The sequence below is a fragment of the Mycolicibacter hiberniae genome, from assembly GCF_010729485.1.
Classification (GTDB): Bacteria; Actinomycetota; Actinomycetes; order Mycobacteriales; family Mycobacteriaceae; genus Mycobacterium; species Mycobacterium hiberniae.
The window spans coordinates 2268875-2288866 of record NZ_AP022609.1 but is presented as its reverse complement, the minus strand read 5'-3'; the positions used below and the strand labels follow the sequence as shown (position 1 = coordinate 2288866).

The 19992-nt window shown below is 67.7% G+C and carries 20 protein-coding genes; 12 read left to right on the top strand and 8 right to left on the bottom strand.

Annotated features, from left to right (window positions below):
* Positions 1-35: 35 nt before the first annotated feature.
* Entirely contained in the window at positions 36-701 is a 666-nt protein-coding gene (locus tag G6N14_RS10815) for an ACT domain-containing protein (protein ID WP_085137869.1), read from the bottom strand.
* A gap of 87 nt (positions 702-788) precedes the next feature.
* Between G6N14_RS10815 and gatC the strand changes: the two genes are divergently transcribed.
* From gatC to G6N14_RS10795, 4 genes are all read left to right on the top strand, one after another.
* Positions 789-1088 (top strand): Asp-tRNA(Asn)/Glu-tRNA(Gln) amidotransferase subunit GatC, encoded by a 300-nt coding sequence (gatC, locus tag G6N14_RS10810; protein ID WP_085137591.1) that lies wholly within the window; start codon positions 789-791, stop codon positions 1086-1088.
* The gene (gene gatA, locus G6N14_RS10805) at positions 1085-2566 is read left to right on the top strand and encodes an Asp-tRNA(Asn)/Glu-tRNA(Gln) amidotransferase subunit GatA (protein WP_085137593.1); all 1482 of its coding nucleotides are present in this window, start codon (positions 1085-1087) and stop codon (positions 2564-2566) included. The genes gatC and gatA overlap by 4 nt, the downstream gene beginning before the upstream one ends.
* Before the next feature lie 76 nt (positions 2567-2642).
* Positions 2643-3674, top strand: a complete 1032-nt coding sequence (locus G6N14_RS10800; protein ID WP_085137595.1) for an ATP-dependent 6-phosphofructokinase — start codon at positions 2643-2645, stop codon at positions 3672-3674.
* 117 nt (positions 3675-3791) lie between these two features.
* The gene (locus G6N14_RS10795; RefSeq protein WP_234809036.1) at positions 3792-4121 is read left to right on the top strand and encodes a hypothetical protein; all 330 of its coding nucleotides are present in this window, start codon (positions 3792-3794) and stop codon (positions 4119-4121) included.
* Positions 4122-4146: 25 nt separating this feature from the next.
* Here G6N14_RS10795 and G6N14_RS10790 read toward each other — a convergent pair whose 3' ends face one another.
* On the bottom strand, positions 4147-4533 hold the full coding sequence (locus tag G6N14_RS10790; protein ID WP_085137599.1) for a DUF2237 family protein: 387 nt from the start codon (positions 4531-4533) through the stop codon (positions 4147-4149).
* 37 nt (positions 4534-4570) lie between these two features.
* Here G6N14_RS10790 and G6N14_RS10785 point away from each other — a divergent pair, with 37 nt between their 5' ends.
* Both G6N14_RS10785 and gatB read left to right on the top strand, forming a co-directional pair.
* Positions 4571-5236 (top strand): TenA family protein, encoded by a 666-nt coding sequence (locus tag G6N14_RS10785; protein ID WP_085137600.1) that lies wholly within the window; start codon positions 4571-4573, stop codon positions 5234-5236.
* 37 nt (positions 5237-5273) lie between these two features.
* On the top strand, positions 5274-6776 hold the full coding sequence (gene gatB / locus G6N14_RS10780) for an Asp-tRNA(Asn)/Glu-tRNA(Gln) amidotransferase subunit GatB (RefSeq protein ID WP_085137602.1): 1503 nt from the start codon (positions 5274-5276) through the stop codon (positions 6774-6776).
* Between the two features lie 288 nt (positions 6777-7064).
* Here the strand turns inward: gatB and gjpA (G6N14_RS10775) are convergent, their stop codons facing one another.
* From gjpA (G6N14_RS10775) to G6N14_RS10765, 3 genes are all read right to left on the bottom strand, one after another.
* Entirely contained in the window at positions 7065-8147 is a 1083-nt protein-coding gene (gjpA, locus tag G6N14_RS10775; RefSeq protein WP_085137604.1) for an outer membrane porin GjpA, read from the bottom strand.
* A gap of 294 nt (positions 8148-8441) precedes the next feature.
* Positions 8442-9515 (bottom strand): outer membrane porin GjpA, encoded by a 1074-nt coding sequence (gene gjpA, locus G6N14_RS10770; protein WP_085137606.1) that lies wholly within the window; start codon positions 9513-9515, stop codon positions 8442-8444.
* Positions 9516-9930: 415 nt separating this feature from the next.
* Entirely contained in the window at positions 9931-11052 is a 1122-nt protein-coding gene (locus tag G6N14_RS10765) for a PQQ-dependent sugar dehydrogenase (RefSeq protein WP_085137608.1), read from the bottom strand.
* Positions 11053-11186: 134 nt separating this feature from the next.
* On the opposite strand from G6N14_RS10765, the gene G6N14_RS10760 reads away from it, so the two are divergent.
* A complete protein-coding gene (locus G6N14_RS10760) occupies positions 11187-12002 on the top strand; it encodes a DoxX family protein (protein ID WP_085137610.1) in 816 nt (271 codons plus the stop codon).
* Between the two features lie 13 nt (positions 12003-12015).
* Here the strand turns inward: G6N14_RS10760 and G6N14_RS10755 are convergent, their stop codons facing one another.
* The gene (locus G6N14_RS10755; protein WP_085137870.1) at positions 12016-12354 is read right to left on the bottom strand and encodes a PH domain-containing protein; all 339 of its coding nucleotides are present in this window, start codon (positions 12352-12354) and stop codon (positions 12016-12018) included.
* 156 nt (positions 12355-12510) lie between these two features.
* Here G6N14_RS10755 and G6N14_RS10750 point away from each other — a divergent pair, with 156 nt between their 5' ends.
* From G6N14_RS10750 to ilvC, 5 genes are all read left to right on the top strand, one after another.
* Positions 12511-13155 carry a TetR/AcrR family transcriptional regulator gene (locus G6N14_RS10750; protein WP_085137612.1) on the top strand — a complete coding sequence of 215 codons (645 nt, stop codon included), beginning with the start codon at positions 12511-12513 and terminating at the stop codon, positions 13153-13155.
* Complete coding sequence (locus tag G6N14_RS10745; protein WP_085137614.1) at positions 13152-14006, top strand: metal-dependent hydrolase; 855 nt, start codon at positions 13152-13154, stop codon at positions 14004-14006. Before G6N14_RS10750 ends, G6N14_RS10745 begins: the two co-directional genes overlap by 4 nt.
* A gap of 198 nt (positions 14007-14204) precedes the next feature.
* Positions 14205-16073, top strand: coding sequence for an acetolactate synthase large subunit (locus G6N14_RS10740; RefSeq protein WP_085137615.1), 1869 nt, complete (start codon positions 14205-14207; stop codon positions 16071-16073).
* Positions 16073-16585, top strand: a complete 513-nt coding sequence (gene ilvN, locus G6N14_RS10735; RefSeq protein WP_085130464.1) for an acetolactate synthase small subunit — start codon at positions 16073-16075, stop codon at positions 16583-16585. Before G6N14_RS10740 ends, ilvN begins: the two co-directional genes overlap by 1 nt.
* A gap of 63 nt (positions 16586-16648) precedes the next feature.
* Entirely contained in the window at positions 16649-17650 is a 1002-nt protein-coding gene (gene ilvC / locus G6N14_RS10730; protein ID WP_179960879.1) for a ketol-acid reductoisomerase, read from the top strand.
* Between the two features lie 85 nt (positions 17651-17735).
* Here the strand turns inward: ilvC and G6N14_RS10725 are convergent, their stop codons facing one another.
* Both G6N14_RS10725 and G6N14_RS10720 read right to left on the bottom strand, forming a co-directional pair.
* Complete coding sequence (locus tag G6N14_RS10725; RefSeq protein ID WP_085137619.1) at positions 17736-18356, bottom strand: hypothetical protein; 621 nt, start codon at positions 18354-18356, stop codon at positions 17736-17738.
* Positions 18357-18547: 191 nt separating this feature from the next.
* Entirely contained in the window at positions 18548-19981 is a 1434-nt protein-coding gene (locus tag G6N14_RS10720) for a phytoene desaturase family protein (protein ID WP_085137620.1), read from the bottom strand.
* Positions 19982-19992 lie beyond the last annotated feature (11 nt).

Sequence of the window (19992 nt, the reverse complement as noted above, 5' to 3'; positions counted from 1 at the left end):
GGTGGCGGTGAACGTCGCCACCCCCGGCTAATGGATCAACGCAGCAGGGTCGCCACGATGCCGGCCAGATAACCCAGCCGGACCACCTCGGCGGGCAGGAACGCCGGACCCCCGGTCCGGCCCAGGACAACCGCGGTGTCCGGGCTGCCCAGCGGTGCCGCCGCCAACGCGACGTCCATCTCCCGCCACACCGCGGGCACCCAGGCGGCGGTGTTGTCCAACGCGGTGGCCCGCTCGATCGGCAACCACGGCACCGTCCCGACCTCGGTCTCCGGGGTTCCACGGCTGCCCGCGAGCCGGCGGAACGCCCCATCGGACCCCTCGCTGCGCAGCACGGTGCACCAGCTCACCCGAAGCACCCGCGGCGCTTCGTCGGCCAGCTTCTGCAACTTGGCGCTGCGGTCCCCGGCTGCTGCGACGTGATCGATGAGTTCGAGTTCGCGGTGCGCGTCCAGCAGTCCGGTGTGCGGACGGACGCTGTGCACCCGCACCCCGGGTAGCCGCTCGGCGGCGGTGATCAGCACGTCGGGCATCGAACCCTGCGGCAGCTCGACCACCAAGTCGTCGATCGCCGAGCCGCTGCCGCGTTCCACGACGTCCAGCGACAAGATGTCAGCACCCACCGAGCCCAGACCCACGGCCAGCGAACCCAGGCTGCCGGGGCGGTCGTCGAGTTCGACGCGCAGCAGATAGGAAGGCATGGGCAACTTTCCCACAGTGCCTGCCGGGCTGCCGCAGGCGATGCTGCCTTTACCGTCGGCGCGAGGGGCCGACTAGGCTTTCGAGTCGTGTCCCAGATCTCCCGTGACGACGTAGCCCACCTGGCGCGGCTGGCCCGGTTGGCGCTCACCGACGCCGAACTGGACGGCTTCGCAGGCCAGCTCGACGCGATCCTCAGCCATGTCAGCGCGATTCAGGCGGTTGACGTCACCGGAGTCGAGGCGACCGACAACCCGCTCAAGGACGTCAACGTCACGCGGTCCGACACGGTGGTCGCCGGGCTGTCCCAGGGCGAGGCCCTGGCCGCCGCCCCACGCGCCGCCGAGAACCGCTTCGCGGTCCCGCAGATCCTGGGGGAGAGCCAGTGAGCGAGCTCATCCGGTCCGACGCGGCCACACTGGCGGCCCAGATCGCCGCGCGCGAGGTGTCCTCGGTCGAGGTCACCCGTGCCCACCTCGAGCAGATCGCGGCGACCGACGACCGGTACGGGGCGTTCCTGCACGTGGGCGCCGACGCGGCGCTGGCCGCGGCGGAGGCCGCCGACAAGGCCATCGCCGCCGGCGACGCACCCTCGGCCCTGGCCGGTGTGCCGCTGGCGCTCAAGGACGTGTTCACCACCGTCGATGCGCCCACCACCTGCGGATCCAAGATCCTGGAAGGGTGGCGGGCGCCCTACGATGCGACGGTCACCGCACGGCTCCGCGCGGCGGGCATCCCGATCCTGGGCAAGACCAACATGGACGAGTTCGCGATGGGCTCGTCGACGGAGAATTCCGCCTTCGGGCCGACCCGCAATCCCTGGGATGTCGAGCGGGTTCCGGGCGGCTCCGGCGGGGGGAGCGCCGCAGCCCTGGCGGCGTTCCAGGCGCCCCTGGCCATCGGTACCGACACCGGCGGCTCGATCCGTCAGCCGGCCGCGCTGACCGCCACGGTCGGCGTCAAGCCCACCTACGGCACGGTGAGCCGCTACGGGCTGGTCGCCTGCGCGTCGTCGCTGGACCAGGGCGGGCCGTGCGCCCGCACGGTGCTCGACACCGCGCTGCTGCACTCGGTGATCGCCGGGCATGACCCGCGCGACTCCACCTCGCTGGATGTGCCGGTGCCGGACGTGGTCGGCGCCGCACGCGCCGGCGACGACGGCGACCTGTCGGGCGTGCGCATCGGCGTGGTGCGCCAGCTGCACAGCGGGGAGGGCTACCAGGCCGGTGTGCTGGCGTCGTTCAACGCCGCGGTCGAACAGTTGAAATCTCTGGGCGCGCAGATCTCCGAGGTGGACTGTCCACACTTCGACTACTCGCTGAGCGCCTACTACCTGATTCTGCCGTCCGAGGTCTCGTCCAACCTGGCCCGCTTCGATGCGATGCGGTTCGGATTGCGGGTCGGCGACGACGGCACCCACAGTGCCGAAGAGGTGATGGCGCTCAGCCGCGCTGCCGGGTTCGGTCCGGAGGTCAAGCGGCGCATCATGCTCGGCACCTACGCGCTGTCGGCGGGCTACTACGACGCCTACTACAACCAGGCGCAGAAGGTCCGCACGCTGATCGCCCGCGACCTGGACGAGGCATACACCTCCGTCGACGTACTGATCTCGCCGACGACACCCACCACGGCGTTCCGGTTGGGGGAGAAGGTCGATGACCCGCTGGCGATGTATCTGTTCGACTTGTGCACGCTGCCGCTGAACCTGGCCGGGCACTGCGGCATGTCGGTGCCCTGCGGGCTTTCCGGCGACGACGGGCTGCCGGTGGGCCTGCAGATCATGGCTCCCGCGCTGGCCGATGACCGGCTCTACCGGGTGGGTGCCGCCTACGAAGCCGCCCGCGGGAAACTGGCCAGCGCGATCTAGCCGGCGCCGAGCCGGCGGGCGGCCATGATTCGGCGTCCGCGCCCCCACGGCCCGCGGCACCCGGCAAGATGGACGCATGCGGATCGGACTCCTGACCGGTGGCGGTGACTGCCCCGGATTGAACGCGGTGATCAGGGCGGTGGTGCGCACCTGCGACTCGCGCTACGGCTCGACGGTGGTCGGGTTTCAGGACGGCTGGCGGGGGCTGCTGGAGAACCGGCGCGTCCAGTTGGCCAACGACGACCGCAACGACCGCCTGCTCGGCAAGGGCGGAACCATGCTCGGCACCGCCCGGGTGAATCCGGACAAGCTGCGCGCCGGCCTGGATCAGGTGAAGCAGACTCTCGACGACAACGGCATCGACGTGCTCATTCCCATCGGCGGGGAGGGCACTTTGACTGCGGCGCACTGGCTGTCGCAGGAGAACGTTCCGGTGGTCGGGGTGCCCAAGACCATCGACAACGACATCGACTGCACGGATGTCACCTTCGGCCACGACACCGCCTTGCAGGTCGCCACCGACGCGATCGATCGGCTGCACTCCACCGCGGAATCTCACCAGCGAGTGATGCTGGTGGAGGTGATGGGCCGCCACGCCGGCTGGATCGCGCTCAACGCGGGCTTGGCCACCGGGGCGCACATGACGCTGATCCCCGAGCAGCCCTTCGACGTCGAAGAGGTGTGCCGGTTGGTCAAGCAGCGCTTCCAGCATGGTTCCTCGCATTTCATCTGTGTGGTCGCCGAAGGGGCCAAGCCCGCGGCCGGTTCGATGGAGTTGCGGGCGGGCGGCGTCGACGAGTTCGGCCACGAGAGATTCACCGGCGTCGCCGCCCAGCTGGCCGTGGAAATCGAAAGGCGCGTCAAAAAGGAAGTCCGGACCACCGTGTTGGGCCATGTGCAGCGCGGCGGCACCCCGACCGCCTATGACCGGGTGCTCGCGACCCGGTTCGGCGTCAATGCCGCCGACGCGGCCCACGCCGGCGAATACGGCATGATGGTGTCGCTGCGGGGTCAGGAGATCGGCCGGGTGGCCTTGGCCGACGCGGTGCGACAGCTCAAAGTGGTGCCGCAGAGCCGCTACGACGACGCGGCGGCGTTCTTCGGGTAACTCCGGGCTACTCCGGGCTGAGGTGACAGCAGCAGGTGTGTTGCCGCACAATGGTGAGGTTGCGGCTTGTGTTACCGGACGGTCTATGGCTGGGGGTGGGGTATGGGGAAGTTAGCGGTGTCTGCCGCAGTGCTGTGTGGACTGCCGATGGGGCTGGTCTTGTCCGCTCCGGCCTACGCTACCGGTGATCTGATCAGCGATTACGTCACCGATCACGGCCACGATGTCTGCGCGCTCATCCAGGACCAGCCGAGTCTGGTCGGTGTCCGCAACGCGGTGGGGCACATTCTGGCCACCAGCGGCCTGCCCGCCGACCAGACCGGTCGGCTGCTCGCCGGGTCGGTGATGGCGGACTGCCCCGAAGACGGGCTGCTGGTCCAGGAATTCGTCTATTACGAGAAGCGCCGGCAGCACAGCAGCGGCGGTGTCGGGGCGATCGGATCCTGATTCACGCGGTCGGCGCCGCCAGCGGTCACAGGTCACCCGGATCATCGGGTACGTCGACGGCGTAGTCGGCCAGTATCTCCAGGCTGACCACTTCCAGGGTGCGTTCATCGGTGGCGGCGAGCACCACCGGAGCGGCACAGCCGTCGCGGTGGGCCCGTAGCCAGTTCGGCGCGGTCACACACCAGCGATCGCCGGGCGTCAGGCCCGGAAACCGGTAAGCCGGAATCGGAGTGGTCAGATCGTTGCCGATCGAGCGCTGGTGGTCCAGGAACTCGCCGGTGACGACGGCGCAAATCGTGTGCAGCCCAATGTCCTCCGGGCCCGAGGAACAACAGCCGTCGCGGTAGAAGCCGGTGATCGGGTCGCTGCCGCACGGCTCCAGCGGGCCGCCGAGTACGTTGCGGTCGGGCATGGGGGACAGTCTAGGGCGGCGTCGCCTACCGTGAGGTATGACCGAGCGGAACCGGGAGCGGTTGTGGGCCAATATCGACGGCATCTACCGGCGGATCTGCGAGCATCCCTTCGTCACCGGGTTGACCGAAGGTTCCTTGGAGCCGAGCCGGTTTCGCCACTACCTCGTCCAGGACGCGCACTACCTGCATAGCTATGCGCGGGCTTTGGCGGCCTGCGCGGCCAAGGCACCGATCGAAGCGGAGCTGGCGATGTTCGCCGAGCACGCCGGCGCGGCGTTGGCCGAAGCCGAGCTGCATGCGGGACTGCTGGCGGAGCTTGGACTCGACATCGAGACCGCTGCCGCGCTGCCGGTCACTCCCACCACGCAGGCCTACGCCAGCTACCTGTTGGCCGTCACCGCGGCGGGCTCCTATGCCGAAGCCGTCGCCGCCGTGCTGCCCTGCTACTGGATCTACGCCCGGGTGGGTGAGCACCTACAGCGTCACGGGTCACCGGAGCCGCTGTTCCAGCGCTGGATCGATACCTACGCGGGCCAGGACTTCGCGGCGGTGGTCGAAGCGGTGCTGGCCGTTGCCGAACGGATCGGCGCCCAAGCGCAGGGTCCGGAGTGGAATCTGATGTGCCGGCATCTGCGGACCGCCGCGCGCTATGAATGGATGTTCTTCGACGCCGCCTACCGCTTGGAGGACTGGCCGGTGTGACGAGGCGGGCCAGGCCGGGTCACCTAGACTTTGCGCCATGACCGCTGCTGTCGCCGAACTGCTCGACTACGCCGACGTCATTTCCCGCTTCGACCCGGTTCTTGGCCTGGAAGTGCACGTCGAGCTGTCCACGGCCACCAAGATGTTCTGCGGATGCGCGACAGCGTTCGGTGCCGAACCGAACACCCAGGTGTGTCCGGTGTGTCTGGGGTTGCCCGGTTCGCTGCCGGTGCTCAACGGCGCCGCCGTCGAATCGGCGATTCGGATCGGGCTGGCGCTCAACTGCGAAATCGCCTCGTGGTGCCGGTTCGCCCGGAAGAACTACTTCTATCCCGACCAGCCGAAGAACTACCAGATCTCCCAGTACGACGAGCCGATCGCCTTCAACGGCTACCTCGACGTGCCGCTCGAGGACGGCTCGGTGTGGCGGGTGGACATCGAGCGCGCCCACATGGAGGAAGACACCGGCAAGCTCACCCACGTGGGCAGCGACACCGGACGCATCGAGGGCGCCAGCGAATCGCTGGTCGACTACAACCGGGCCGGAGTGCCGCTGATCGAGATCGTCACCAAGCCGATAGTCGGCGCCGGAGAGCGTGCCCCGCAGATCGCCCGGGCCTATGTGACCGCGCTGCGGGATCTGCTGCGCGCGTTGGATGTCTCCGACGTGCGGATGGACCAGGGTTCGATGCGCTGCGACGCGAACGTGTCTCTCAAGCCCAGCGGCGCAGCCGAATTCGGGACCCGCACCGAGACCAAGAACGTCAACTCGCTCAAGAGCGTCGAGGTGGCGGTGAGCTACGAGATGCGGCGCCAGGGTGCGGTGCTCTCCGCTGGTGGCACTGTGGTTCAGGAAACTCGGCATTTCCACGAAGCCGGCTACACCAGTCCGGGCCGGGCCAAGGAGACCGCGGAGGACTACCGGTACTTCCCCGAGCCGGACCTGGAACCGGTCGCGCCGTCGGCGGAGCTGGTCGCGCAACTGCGCGACACCATCCCTGAGTTGCCGTGGCTGTCGCGCCGGCGAATCCAGGAGCGGTGGGGCGTCTCCGATGAGGTGATGCGCGACCTGGTCAACGCCGGTGCGGTGGAGTTGGTGGCAGCCACCGTTGCGGCCGGGGCATCCAGTGAGGCGGCCCGGGCCTGGTGGGGAAACTTCCTGGTGCAGAAGGCCAACGAAGCCGGAGTCGAGCTCGACGCCCTGGGCATCACGCCCAAACAGGTCGCCGAAGTAGTGGCACTGGTGGATTCGGGTGAGCTGTCGAACAAGCTGGCCCGGCAGGTGGTGGAGGGGGTGCTCGCCGGTGAGGGCGAGCCCGCTCAGGTGATGGCTGACCGGGGCCTGGTCGTGGTGCGTGACGACTCGGTGATCCAGGCCGCCATTGACGAGGCTCTGGCGGCCAATCCCGATGTGGCCGAGAAGATCCGGGCCGGCAAGGTGCAGGCCGCCGGCGCCATCGTCGGCGCGGTGATGAAGGCCACCAAAGGCCAGGCCGATGCGGCCCGGGTGCGCGAACTGGTTCTGGCTGCCTGCGGGTAGACCCCGCTGCATCCCTGCGTTAGCGGCGCCGCCGCGAATCTACGGCAGGGCGTGAACGGGCCGACTGGCCCAGCGGCCCAACACGAACTTCAGCCATCGAACATCAATCAACATCGCCTGCCATCCCTTCGTTCGACGGTCCTGCTGGGGCCTCTCGACCCGACTTCCAACCTAGACCGGACTTTTAAGGAGCTCGGGCGGAGTCAGTAATACTTCTGTGAGAACCGGCGCGCGCCAAAGTGGCCCCCTCCGGGGAGGGGGCCACTTGGTGGTGCGGGGCGCTGCGATCTAGAACAGGCTTGCCAGGATGTCGCTGCTTCCGTCCCAGCCGAAGGCTTCGGCGATGGCCTGGCTCATGGCGACCATGGAGGCGATCGGACCCACTCCGAGGCCGGGCAGGTCGAACAGGAGTTCCGTGTCGCCCAGTGCGTCGGTGCTGGTGCCCATGCCGATGGCGTCGAAGATCGAGCCGGCCGGGCTGAGCAGGCCGCCCAGGTTCACGCTCAGGGCGGTGATTTCGGTGGGCAGGTCCAGAAGGGTCAAGGCGGGCAACGTGATCCCCAGCTGATCCAGGATGGGCATCAGGTCGACCTCGCCGTAGCCGTTGAGGTAGGCATCGGCGAGATTGGCAGGCATACCGATCAGAGAGTCGAACGCCGCACTCCAGTCGGGGCTGCCGGAGGACAACGATTCCCAGATGTTGCCGAGGTCCTCGTTGAACTGCAGCATCGGACTGAGCATGGTGGAGACCTGGCCGATCAGGATGCCGCTCAACGGGGACGCCGCGAACTCCAGCACCGAACCCAACACGGGCACCATGCTCTCGTCGAAGCCGAGGGAGGTGGCGATGTCGGGAAGGATGGCCGGGTCGGTGAGGAGCGTGAAGAGGGTCGCGTGGGTCATGACCGATCCGATCATCCCGGGCCCGGTGACCACGTCGTCGAGCGACTGGTACAGGGTGTCGGTGGCGCCGCCCGCGGGCAGGAACGGGCCGAACAGTGCGCCGGGGGAGGCGGGCGTGTCGCCGTCGGCGGGTGTGCCGAACAGAGCCCCCAGGTGGGTGTGGGCCTCCTGCGCGATGTCCCCGAAGCTCTTCGAACCGTCGAAGACGCCGTGGACATAGCCGATCTGGTTGGCCACAACCTGCTGCAGGGCCGGGAACGGAACGGCAGAGAAGTGGTTCCAGATCGCCGTGGCGTTGGCGCCCGCGGTCTGCCACACGTCATCCCACCCAGCTGTCAGCTGCACAGCCAGTGATTGCGGGCCAGTCAGCGCGGGCACGGGCGCGGTGACGGGGCCCGAGGCGATGGCTCCGGCGCTGAGGAGGGCGACGCCGGTGACGGTCCAGGGGCGGGCGGCAGCGTGCTGCATTGGTCTCCTAAGTACGTATTTGCAGTGGTCAGGACCGTTCCGAGGAACTTACCTGAAAGTAACATAGAGAAACCTAATTCACTTTATGTGGTTTGGTCAAGGGGGTGCGCCCGGCTCGCTGAGTGGCGAGCTCATTCGGCTGGGATGCAGCAGCGGTCTGCGCGGTGCGACCTGCGGGGGCCTTGCATCCGCGTGAAAGCGCGCCACGTCGACGTCGCCGAATCTGCTGTCAGAAAGCCCGATGGCCCCCTTCCCGTCGGGAAGGGGGCCATCGTGTTGCCCGGTAGGGCGTGGCTATGCCGGCACGGCTTCGCCGCCGTCGAACCAGTCCAGGATCGGGAAGCTCAGGTCGGCGAGCGGGTTGGTTCCACCCTCCCAGCCGATTGCTCCGGCGATGATCTGCGACAGCGCCACCATCGAACCGATCGGGCCGACGGCATTGCCCACGATGTCGATCCCGATGACGTTGAGGCTCAGGGCGTTCCACAGCGAGCCACCGATGAAGAGGTTCTCGCCCGACTCGACAGTCTCCGTGACGTCGGCGCCGATCGGCAAGATGGTCTGGCCGGGGGTCAGCAGCCCGCCCAGCGACAGGCCCAGCGCGTCGATCGTGATGCCCTCGGGCAGAATGCCCGCGTCGGCGATGAGCGGGATCAGGAAGCTGAGGTCGAGATCGCTGCCGTTGAAGAACGAACCGATCACCCGGGCCGGCAGGTCGAAGAGGTCCTGCAGCGCCGCGGACGGGTCTTCGCCCAGGTCGGCGACGATGTCACCGACGACGTTGCCGAACTCCACCAGCGGGCTCAGCACCGGACCGAGCGCGCCGATCAGGGCGCCGGTCAGCGGCGAGGCGAGGAAGTTCAGGACCTCGGTGACGATCGCGAGGGTCTCCGGGTCCATGTCAGCGCCCATGATGTCCGGGAATGCCAGGGTCATGAGGCTGTGCATGGTGTCGTTGGCCTGTGCCAGCGGCGCCAGGGTGCTCCAGTCCTCGAGGTCGAATTCCGCCCCGAGCAGGGTGAGATCGCCGAACACATTTCCGATGTTGTCGCCGATGTTGGAGAACACGTCGAAGATGCTGGCCGGGTTGTTGAGGATGTCACCGAGGTAGCCGAACTGGTTGACCAGGATCTGCTGCAGGACGGCGCCCGGAGCCAGGAAGTAGGTGTCCGCCAGGGTCTCGGCGTTGGCGGACGAGGTGTTGAACAGGTCGATCCAGGCGCCGAACGGGTCGAACGCGGTGAGTTGCACGTCCGGCAGGTGCAGGTCGGTGGTGCTGTGGGGTGCCACCGGGGCGACGGCGATCAAGCCCGCGCCGACTACGGCAATCCCGGAGGTGATCCAGGGACGGGTGGTTAGCGACTGCACAGTGCGATTCTCCTTTTAGTTGGCTCTCGATACCGCTGCGAGGAAGCTACCATAACTTAGCTAATGCTGAGAAGTCTTTACTTTTGTAAATATTTTTTGTGGCGAGTCCTCGGGGGTCCACGCGCATGCGGACTCACGGCACGGGCTCCGGCGCCGTGAGTGGGGAAATCGCGGTTACCGGCGAGTACGCCTTAGCCTGCGGCGGAAACGGCCGGGTGCCCCAGGGGCGCGGCCATGACCGAGGTGTCCATGGAAAAGGTGGGCCGGGGCATCCTGCGATCTCGGCTGGCCAACAAAGCTAAGGCTAAGCTGAGGCTTCATAGGCAATCGAAGTGGGCTGAAGCGCCCTTAACATCGTCGCAGGTGGGGTGCCGAAATTCGGCGGCTAACTCACGCGGTTGGCGGGCGGTGGTCGCTAGTCTTTGTCGTCGTTGGCGCGGGGGAACCCGCCACCGGACGGGAACAGCGGGAAGACCACGTCGTCGAGTTTCTCGGCATCTCCGGCGGTCTTGTTCACCGTCGCGCCCCAGACGTTGCCGTCCGGTGACATCTTGACGGCCCAGACGTGCCCGTGGGTGTCCTGGCGCATGACCTCCGGTTCGCTGGTGACCGACCCGGTGCCGGCGGCCAGTCGGACCGCCACCGTCTGTTTGGTGTTGACCAGGTTGACCAGCACCACGCCGTCCATGGCTGCACACCCCGCGACGCCGGGCTTGTCGGGCCACGTCCACACCGTCGACACCCGCGAGTCTTTGGTGATGCGCTGCAGGCGGTCGCCACTGGGTGACCGGTCGGTCACGTAGAGCGAGCCGTCGACGGGATCGGTGCACAGTCCGCCGCCGGCGCCCATGCCGCTCAGGGCGGTGGTCGGCGCAGCCTGATCGATGGTCGTGGGCTGCTCGATGCGCAGGACCTTGCCCGCGGTGGAGCCGGGATCGGCGGCCGCAGCCGGATTGCCCGCATCGCCGGTCAGCACCACCAGGGTGGTGGGGCTGGTGAAGATCAGGGCCCCGGTGTTGCCGGTCGGGCCTTTGGGGATTCCGGTCAAGATGTCCTTCGGGACGTCGCCGTCGGCGATCCGGATCACCCGGTTGTCGGTGGGCGTGCTGATGTAGGCGTACATCAGCCGGTCCTGGGTGTAGGTCGGTGACAACACGATGTCCATCAAGCCGCCGTCCCCGGCAGGGTCGACGCCGATCACGGTCTTCACCTTGGGTTCGGCGGTCAGCGACACTTCCTTGACGGCGCCGGTGGTCCGTTCGGCGACCAGTGCCGACTTGCTGTCGCCGTGCATGATCAGGCCGCTGGTGCTCTCCAGGCAGCCTTGCATCACCCCGGGAGCCGGGCACTGCTTGGGGAACGGGTTGGCGGGCAGCGGTGGCGGCGGCGGGGGAGTCGTGGACGGCGCCATGCCGCGCCGCGGCACAGTGGTGAACGGCTGTGACTGGGCGTCGTCGAAGTGTGCACAACCGGTCAGCACCAGCAATGCCGCGCCCAGTACGACAGGCACTCGGCGAACTGCCCCGCGCATCTGCATGCCCGTCAGGTTACGGACACCCGCCCCGATCTCGCCACGATGCCCACCGCAGGGCGGCGGTCGGGCCGGATTCGATTCGCTAACGAACCCGGTCAAATCCCCAATCCCGCCGAGCTTGCCCTTACTCTTGCAGGGTGACCAGTCATGGTGAGGGCTCACACTGGCGTCGGCCGGGTGAGACTGCCGACGCAGGCAATGGACGTCCCAAGTCGGCACGTCTGGTAGATCCGGAGGACGACATGCCATCGCCGACCTATACCGGTGACTTCGAGACCACCGCCATCCCGGCCTATGACCCCTCCGGCGTACGTCCCCTGGCGGGGGGCTACCACCCGCTGCCCTATGCGGCGCCGCCCGCCGGCCCCGGCCGCGTCGGAGTCTCCGTCGGCCCGGACGCCGACGCCGACGAACCGTTCCGGGCGGTGGACCGGCGCGGTACCCAGGATCTGGGCCTGTTGGTGCTGCGGCTGGGCCTGGGCGTGCTGCTGGTGGCCCACGGGCTGCGCAAGCTGTTCGGCTGGTGGGGTGGCCAGGGCCTGAGCGGGTTCAAGAATTCCATCGCCGAAGCCGGCTACCAGCACGCCGACATCCTGACCTATGCGGCGGGCGGCGGTCAGATTGCCGCGGGCCTGCTGCTGGCGCTCGGTCTGTTCACCCCCGTTGCGGCGGCCGGGGCGCTGGCCTACTTCATCAACGCCGTTCTCGTGGGTGTCTCCTCCAACGGCGAGGGCCGGTTCGGTCTCTTTCTGCCCGACGGGCACGAATTCCACCTGCTGCTGATCGTGGTGGCGGTGGCGATCGTGCTGGCCGGCCCGGGCCGGTACGGACTCGACGGCGACCGCGGCTGGGCGCGACGGCCCTTCATCGGATCCGTGGTGGCGCTCGTGCTGGGGATCGCCGGAGGCGTCGCGATGTGGGTGTTCCTCAACGGGGCCAACCCGCTGGGCTGACCGAACCGGCTGCTCAGCGATACGGGTTCGGCACCCGGCCGCCGCTGGCTTGGCTCAGTAACGGCAGGGTGGCAAAACTGACCGCGGGCAACCGCAACGACTCGCCGTCGCGCAGACGCGCCCGCGCCCACGATCCCCGGGTGAAGCCCAGGCCGTCGACGGCGTCCCAGTCCACCGAGCGGCTGCCGAGCAGGGTTCGCACGGTGAGCCGGCGGGAGTCAGCCACGGTTCGCCACCGGACGATCAGCGCCGACGCCACCACGGGCAGCGTCAACAGCGGGGCGGTGACGGGCCAGGTCAACACGGGGATCAGCAGCCCCAGCGTCAGGAAGCCGACGGCGAAATGCGCCATCGGCGAAACGCGGATCACCACGGGCTGCGGGTCGGGTGCTGCAGAGGCCACCACCGCATGATGTCACCGTCGGTAACGCGGGCGCGGCGGGGTGGGCGGCGGACGCTGCGACAAAAAAATATTGACTACTTATTTTATCTGTCGCATCATGGTCGCGTGCCACCGACCAAGCCCCGCCGAACCCAGGCGGAGCGTACTGCCGAGACCCGGCGCGCGCTGCTGGATGCGACGCTCGAGGCGCTGGTGGACGTCGGTTTCAAAGGGACCACCACCACCGAGGTTGCCCGCCGTGCCGGGGTCTCGGTAGGGGCCCTGCAGGGGCATTTCCCCACCAAGGTGGGGCTGCTGAGCGCTGCCGTCGACTTCGCTCTGAATCGCCGTATTCAAGAGTTCGAGGTGTTGATGGCGGGGCTGGATTCTGCTGCGGACAAGCTCGACGAAGCCGTCGATCTGCTGTGGTCGATGTATTGCGGTCCGACGTTCACCGCGACCCACGAACTGTGGGTGGCGGCCCGAACCGACCCCGACCTGGCGCCCGCGGTGATTGAGACCGACCGGCAGTTCGCCGACGCGTGCGACCGGATCTACACCGAACTGCTCGCCGCGGCCGACACCGCCGACACCGCGCAGTCGCGGGTCGGGCCGCAGATGACGTTCGCGCTGATGAACGGCCTGGCGATGTCCCGGTCGATCGCCGGCTACGAGGCGCTGCCCGCCGCCGACATCCTCGACGCCTTCAAACGGCTGGTTCGTCCTCTGGCGACCGGCCTTGCAGACCCTCAACCCGAGAGAGAGCCATGAGCCCCAACGACAACCGCCACCCGGCGGTACAGCCGCGTCGCATCCGGTTCAACTACCCGGTGGCGGCCCTGGACCGCCACTTCGTTCAGGGCGACCTGGTGATGAGCCACGTGATCGCGCACCTGTCGGCGGTGTTCCCCGAGGGTGAGGACTTCTTCATTCGTTCGGTGCGTCGCTACGCCGACCAGATCACCGACCCCGACCTCAAAGAACAGGTCAAGGGATTCATCGGTCAGGAGGTGACCCACGGTCGCGAGCACCGCGCACTCAATGAACGCCTGCAGGAGATGGGTTATCCGACCAGCAAGGTCGACCGGCTGGTGAACCGCCGTCAGAAGGTCATCGAACGACGCTTCTCTCCGCTGACCTGCCTGGCCATCACCGCCGCGCTTGAGCATTTCACCGCCGTGTTCGCCGAGACCCTGCTCTCGGACGAGAGGGCGCAGGCTGGGCTGGGCACGAGCGAAGTGCGGTCCATGCTGCTGTGGCACGCCATCGAGGAATCCGAGCACCGCTCGGTGGCCTTCGACGTCTATCGCGCGGTCGGGGGCGATGAGACCCGGCGCATCCGGACGATGCGGATCATCCGCTTCAGTTTCCCCCTCGCCGTCTTGGCGAACACGCTGATCTCGCTCTTCGGCGACCGGGCCGCTTACAACCCGGTCCGGCTTGTCCGCAGCTTCGCCGCCCTGCGGCATTCGCCGTTTCTGACCCGCACCGTCGTTGGCCGGCTGGGTGAATACCTGCGCCCCGGCTTTCATCCCGACGACCACGACAACACCGCGCTGCTCGAACACTGGGAGGCAGAGCTCTTCGGCGAGCAGGGATCGCTGGTCGACCACCTCAGCTAAGCGGCTGCTCATTTGACGCACGCTCGGTTCAGCGGCTACCGTCGTCTGCTATGGACAACGGCATGCTCGTAGTAGCCCACTGCGCGTTGGTTGTTGCCTGACTTCCAACCACCGACGCGCAACCCTCGTGCAGCAGCTGAGCTGGCGGGGGTTTTTTGTTGCCACCAGTTCTGCACCCGAGGAATTGAAGAGGAAACCGTGAGCGCACCCACCAGCCGGTCGTCGGAGCGGTCGGCGCCGCCGCCCGCCGCAAACGGGGCTTCGGCTCCGGACGCAGCTTCAGACAAGGCCAAATCGCCCGGTAGGCGCGTCGCGCCCGAGCAGATGACCGGTGCCCAGTCGGTCATCCGATCGCTGGAAGAACTCGACGTGGACGTCATCTTCGGCATCCCCGGTGGCGCGGTCCTGCCGGTCTATGACCCGCTGTTCGACTCGAAGAAGCTGCGCCACGTGCTGGTCCGCCATGAGCAGGGCGCCGGGCACGCCGCCAGCGGCTACGCGCACGCCACCGGGCGGGTCGGCGTCATGATGGCCACCTCGGGGCCGGGGGCCACCAACCTGGTCACCCCGCTGGCCGACGCCCAGATGGACTCCATCCCGGTGGTCGCGATCACCGGTCAGGTCGGCCGCCAGCTGATCGGCACCGATGCCTTCCAGGAGGCCGACATCTCCGGCATCACGATGCCGATCACCAAGCACAACTTCCTGGTCCGCAACGGTGACGACATCCCGCGTGCGCTCGCCGAGGCATTCCACATCGCGGCAAGCGGACGGCCCGGAGCAGTTCTCGTTGATATCCCCAAGGATGTGCTGCAGGGCCAATGCAGCTTCGCCTGGCCGCCCCGGCTGGATCTGCCCGGTTACAAGCCCACCACCAAGCCGCACAGCCGGCAGGTCCGGGAAGCCGCCAAGCTGATCGCCGCAGCACGCCGGCCGGTGCTCTACGTCGGCGGCGGGGTCATCCGTGGTGACGCCTGCCAGGAGCTGGCCGAACTGGCCGAGTTGACCGGCGTCCCCGTGGTCACCACCCTGATGGCGCGCGGCGCTTTCCCGGACAGTCACCGCCAGCACCTGGGCATGCCCGGCATGCACGGCACGGTGGCGGCGGTGGCCGGGCTGCAGCGCTCGGATCTGCTGATCACACTGGGAGCCCGTTTCGACGACCGGGTCACCGGCCAGCTGGACTCGTTCGCCCCGGACGCCAAGGTGATTCACGCCGACATCGACCCCGCCGAGATCGGCAAGAACCGCCACGCCGACGTCCCGATCGTCGGTGACGTCAAGGCCGTCATCACCGAACTGCTCGAGGTGCTTCGCCGTGAGAAGCTCGCACTGGATCTGTCGGACTGGTGGAGCTACCTCGACGAGGTGCGCTCGACGTACCCGCTGAGCTACGGGCCGCAGAGCGACGGCAGCCTGTCGCCGGAATACGTGATCGAGACGCTGGGCCGCATCGCCGGCCCCGACGCGCTCTACGTCGCCGGAGTCGGCCAGCACCAGATGTGGGCCGCGCAGTTCGTGCAGTACGAGAAGCCGCGCACCTGGCTGAACTCCGGTGGCCTGGGCACCATGGGCTTTGCCATTCCCGCGGCGATGGGCGCCCAGATGGGCCGCCCGGACGCCGAGGTCTGGGCCATCGACGGCGACGGCTGCTTCCAGATGACCAATCAGGAACTCGCCACCTGTGCCATCGAAGGTATGCCGATCAAGGTGGCGCTGATCAACAACGGCAATCTCGGCATGGTGCGACAGTGGCAGACGCTGTTCTACGGGGAGCGCTACTCGCAGACCGACCTGGCCACCCACTCACGCCGCATTCCCGACTTCGTGCTGCTGGCCGAAGCGCTCGGCTGCGTCGGGTTGCGCTGCGAGCGCGAGGAAGACGTCGAAGACGTCATCAAGGCGGCCCGGGCGGTCACCGACCGCCCGGTGGTGATCGACTTCATCGTCGGAGCAGACGCCCAGGTGTGGCCCATGGTGGCGGCCGGCACCAGCAACGACGAGATCCAGGCCGCACGCGGCATCCGGCCGCTGTTCGACGACGAGAACAACGAGGGGCACGCGTGATGGCAACAGGCTGGAAGACCCACACGCTCTCGGTGCTCGTCGAGGACAAGCCCGGCGTCCTGGCGCGGGTGGCGGCGCTGTTCTCCCGGCGCGGCTTCAACATCGAGTCGCTGGCCGTCGGCGCGACCGAGACCAAGAACATGTCGCGGATGACGATCGTCGTCTCGGTGGAGGACACTCCGCTGGAGCAGATCACCAAGCAGCTCAACAAACTGATCAACGTCATCAAGATCGTTGAGCAGGAGGAGGACAACTCCGTCTCCCGCGAGATCGCCTTGATCAAAGTCCGTGCCGATGCCAGCACTCGCGGACAGATCGTCGAGGCGGTGAACCTGTTCCGGGCCAGGGTGATCGATGTCTCGCCGGAGTCGTTGATCATCGAGGCCACCGGTACACCGGCGAAGTTCGATGCGCTGCTGCGGGTGCTCGAGCCCTATGGCATCAGGGAGATCGTCCAGTCAGGTCTCGTATCGTTGTCTCGCGGTCCGCGTGGCATCGGCGCGGCCAAATAGTCCCAGCGAAGACATAGTTCCCCAACGAAGAGATAGTAAGGAAGCAACACAGTGGCAGTTGAGATGTTCTACGACGACGACGCCGACCTGTCGATCATCCAGGGCCGCAAGGTCGGCGTGATCGGCTATGGCAGTCAGGGGCACGCGCACTCGCTGAGCCTGCGCGACTCCGGTGTGCAGGTGAAGGTGGGCCTCAAGGAGGGGTCGAAGTCGCGCGAGAAGGCCACCGAGCAGGGCCTCGAGGTTGACACCCCCGCCGAGGTGGCCAAGTGGGCAGACGTGATCATGCTGCTGGCTCCCGACACCGCTCAGGCAGAGATCTTCGCCAACGACATCGAGCCCAACCTGGTGGCCGGCAACGCGCTGTTCTTCGGCCACGGCCTGAACATCCACTTCGGCCTGATCAAGCCCGCCGCCGACATCACCGTCGGGATGGTCGCACCGAAGGGGCCGGGGCACCTGGTTCGCCGGCAGTTCGTCGACGGCAAGGGGGTGCCCTCCCTGATCGCGGTCGCACAGGACCCCACCGGCGAGGGCGAGGCGTTGGCGCTGTCGTATGCCAAGGGCATCGGCGGTACCCGGGCCGGCGTCATCAAGACGACCTTCAAGGAAGAGACCGAGACGGACCTGTTCGGTGAGCAGGCGGTGTTGTGCGGTGGCACCGAAGAACTGGTCAAGACCGGTTTCGAGGTCATGGTCGAGGCGGGCTATGCCCCGGAGATGGCCTACTTCGAGGTGCTGCACGAGCTCAAGCTGATCGTCGACCTGATGTATGAGGGCGGCATCGCGCGGATGAACTACTCGGTGAGCGACACCGCGGAGTTCGGTGGCTACCTGTCCGGGCCGCGGGTGATCGACGCCGGCACCAAGCAGCGGATGCGCGAAATCCTCGCCGACATCCAGGACGGGACCTTCGTCAAGCGCCTGGTGGCCAACGTCGAGGGCGGCAACAAGGAGCTCGAAGGGCTGCGCAAGCAGAACGCCGAGCACCCCATCGAGGTCACCGGCAAGAAGCTGCGCGACCTGATGAGCTGGGTGGACCGGCCCATCACCGAAACCGCCTGAGCACAGCGGTGCGCTAGCCGCTACCCGAGGCGAAAAGACGAGTGGCCCCTTCCGAAAGGAAGGGGCCACTCGCTTTGTGCGGTGGTTACACGCCGCCGCCCAAGCCGTCGAGCAGACCGTCGAAGATCCCCGAGAAGTCGATGTTGGCGAAGATGCCCGACAGGTCGATGTTGGCGAACAGTCCGGACAGGTCGATGTTGTCGAACAGTCCGGACAGGTCGATGTTGGCGAACAGGTCCGAGAAGTCGATGTTGACCAGCAGGTCGCCCAGGCCGGCGAAGATGCCGGTCAGGTCGATGTTGGTCAGCAGGTCGCCCAGGCCGGTGAAGATGCCGGTCAGGTCGATGTTGGTCAAGAAGTCGCCGAAGCCGGTGAAGATGCCGGACAGGTCGATGTTGGTCAAGAAGTCGCCGAAGCCCGCGAAGATCCCGGCCAGGTCGATGTTGGTCAGAAAGTCGCCGAAGCCGGCGAAGATACCGCCCAGGTCGATGTTGGCCAGCAGGTTGCTGAAGCCATTGAACAGGCCCTCGAAATCGATGCCGTTCAGAAAGTCGCCGATGCCGTCGAGCGGGCCGGCGTCGGCGGTGAGTTCGATGGCCGGCATGTGCACGTGGGCCGGTGCGATGACCACGGGAGTGGCGGCGATCGCACCGGCGCTGATGACTGCGGCTCCCGCCAGGGCCAGGGGTCGAAGGGTGATGTTCATGGCTTGCTCCTCATAGCTCGTGACTTGTGTCACTTTGGGGCGTTGCTGTCGCGCCCAGCACAAGTTAGCTGAGGCTACCCCAAAGCTGGCAGATTGTCCCTATTTATCTGGGGAAAAACTATGTAAACGCTGCGTCTTGCCGGTGGCTTTATTAGTTAGCCGAGCTGACAAGGGCGTGGTAGCCAGCGCGGTCAGGGTGCCAGGCTCGGCATCCGGCTGATCCCGAACTCGCGGCGCAGCAGCGTCCGCGCGGCATAGAAGCCGGCCATGCCGTGCACCCCCGCGCCGGGAGGGGTGGCCGCCGAGCACAGGTAGACGCCGGGAACCGGAGTGGTCCATGGGTTCAGTCGCGGCGTCGGGCCGGCCAGGGCGCGCACCGCGTTGTTGCCTCCGGCGGCGATGTCGCCGCCGACATAGTTGGCGTTGTGGTGCGCCAGCCGGGCTGCCGGTACCGACCGTGCGGCAACCACGATGTCGCGGAAGCCTGGGGCGAACCGCTCGATGCCGGCCGTGACGGTTTCGGTCTGGTCGAGGGTCGAACCGGCCGGGACGTGGGCATACGCCCACATCGGCCGGCGCCCGGCGGCGTCGACGCGGGACGGGTCCACCAGATGGGGCAAGGCGGCCAGGATCATCGGCTGCTGCGCGTGCCGGCCGGCGGCGACCTCCGCCTCGGCGCGGGCCATCTGTCGGCGGTCGCCTCCCAGGTGCAGCGTGGGCGCCTGCGCCAGCCGCGGATCGCTCCACGGCACCTCGCCGGAGAGGACGAAGTCGACCTTGGCGGCCGCCGACCCGAAGCGATAGCGGCGCAGCGCCTTGGCGTACCGGGCCGGCAGGGCGTCGCCGTAGACCTTCAGCAGTTCGGTCGGCGCGGTGTCGAACAGCACGACGCCACCCGGCGGCGTGGTCACCGGCGCTCCGGCGGTCAACTGGCCGCCGTGGGCGGTCAGGTCGGCGATCAGCGCGTCGGTGATGGCTTGGCTGCCGCCGACGGGGATAGGCCAGCCGACCGTATGGCCCAGGGTCGCCAGCATCATGCCCGCACCGGCGGAGGTCACCGACGGCAGCCGCGAGATCGTGTGCGCCGCCACCCCGGTGTAGAGGGCGCGGGCGTCCTCGCCGGGCAGCGTCGCGTTCCAGGCCGGGCCCGCCTGTGCGGCCATGCGCAAGCCCAGCCGAGCGACCGTCGCGATACCGGACGGCACCGACCGCTTGTCGCCCAACAGAAATTCGACGACGGACCGGCTGTCGGCGACCAGCGGGCCCAACAGCCGGCGCCAGGACGAGCCGTGCTCCAGCTCCGCGCAGGTCCGGTCGAGGTCGCGGTAGGCGATCGCCGCGGGCCGGTCATCGAGCGGATTGCCATAGGAGATCTCGGGCGAGGTCAGCTGCACACCGCGGGCCGCCAGATCGAACTCGGCGAAGAACGGCGACGCCAACCCGAGTGGGTGCACCGCCGAGCAGATGTCGTGGGACACGTCGCCGAACTCCGGATCGGCGGCGGTGCGAGCGCCGCCGCCGAAGGTGGGTTGGGCTTCCAGAACCTGGACCGACAGGCCTGCCCGGGCACAGATGACGGCGGCGGCCAGGCCGTTGGGTCCACTACCGACGACGGTGACGTCCATTCGTCGATGGT

Excerpts from the sequence above, each read along its gene's own strand:
- G6N14_RS10790 (WP_085137599.1), bottom strand. The coding sequence starts at position 4,533 with ATGCCCGACCGCAACGTACTCGGCGGCCCGCTGGAGCCGTGCGGCAGC.
- G6N14_RS10785 (WP_085137600.1), top strand. The coding sequence starts at position 4,571 with ATGACCGAGCGGAACCGGGAGCGGTTGTGGGCCAATATCGACGGCATC.
- G6N14_RS10765 (WP_085137608.1), bottom strand. The coding sequence starts at position 11,052 with ATGCAGATGCGCGGGGCAGTTCGCCGAGTGCCTGTCGTACTGGGCGCG.
- gatB (WP_085137602.1), top strand. The coding sequence starts at position 5,274 with ATGACCGCTGCTGTCGCCGAACTGCTCGACTACGCCGACGTCATTTCC.
- G6N14_RS10800 (WP_085137595.1), top strand. The coding sequence starts at position 2,643 with ATGCGGATCGGACTCCTGACCGGTGGCGGTGACTGCCCCGGATTGAAC.
- ilvC (WP_179960879.1), top strand. The coding sequence starts at position 16,649 with ATGTTCTACGACGACGACGCCGACCTGTCGATCATCCAGGGCCGCAAG.
- gjpA (WP_085137604.1), bottom strand. The coding sequence starts at position 8,147 with ATGCAGCACGCTGCCGCCCGCCCCTGGACCGTCACCGGCGTCGCCCTC.
- G6N14_RS10745 (WP_085137614.1), top strand. The coding sequence starts at position 13,152 with ATGAGCCCCAACGACAACCGCCACCCGGCGGTACAGCCGCGTCGCATC.
- G6N14_RS10755 (WP_085137870.1), bottom strand. The coding sequence starts at position 12,354 with ATGGCGCATTTCGCCGTCGGCTTCCTGACGCTGGGGCTGCTGATCCCC.
- G6N14_RS10725 (WP_085137619.1), bottom strand. The coding sequence starts at position 18,356 with ATGAACATCACCCTTCGACCCCTGGCCCTGGCGGGAGCCGCAGTCATC.
- G6N14_RS10720 (WP_085137620.1), bottom strand. The coding sequence starts at position 19,981 with ATGGACGTCACCGTCGTCGGTAGTGGACCCAACGGCCTGGCCGCCGCC.
- G6N14_RS10815 (WP_085137869.1), bottom strand. The coding sequence starts at position 701 with ATGCCTTCCTATCTGCTGCGCGTCGAACTCGACGACCGCCCCGGCAGC.
- ilvN (WP_085130464.1), top strand. The coding sequence starts at position 16,073 with ATGGCAACAGGCTGGAAGACCCACACGCTCTCGGTGCTCGTCGAGGAC.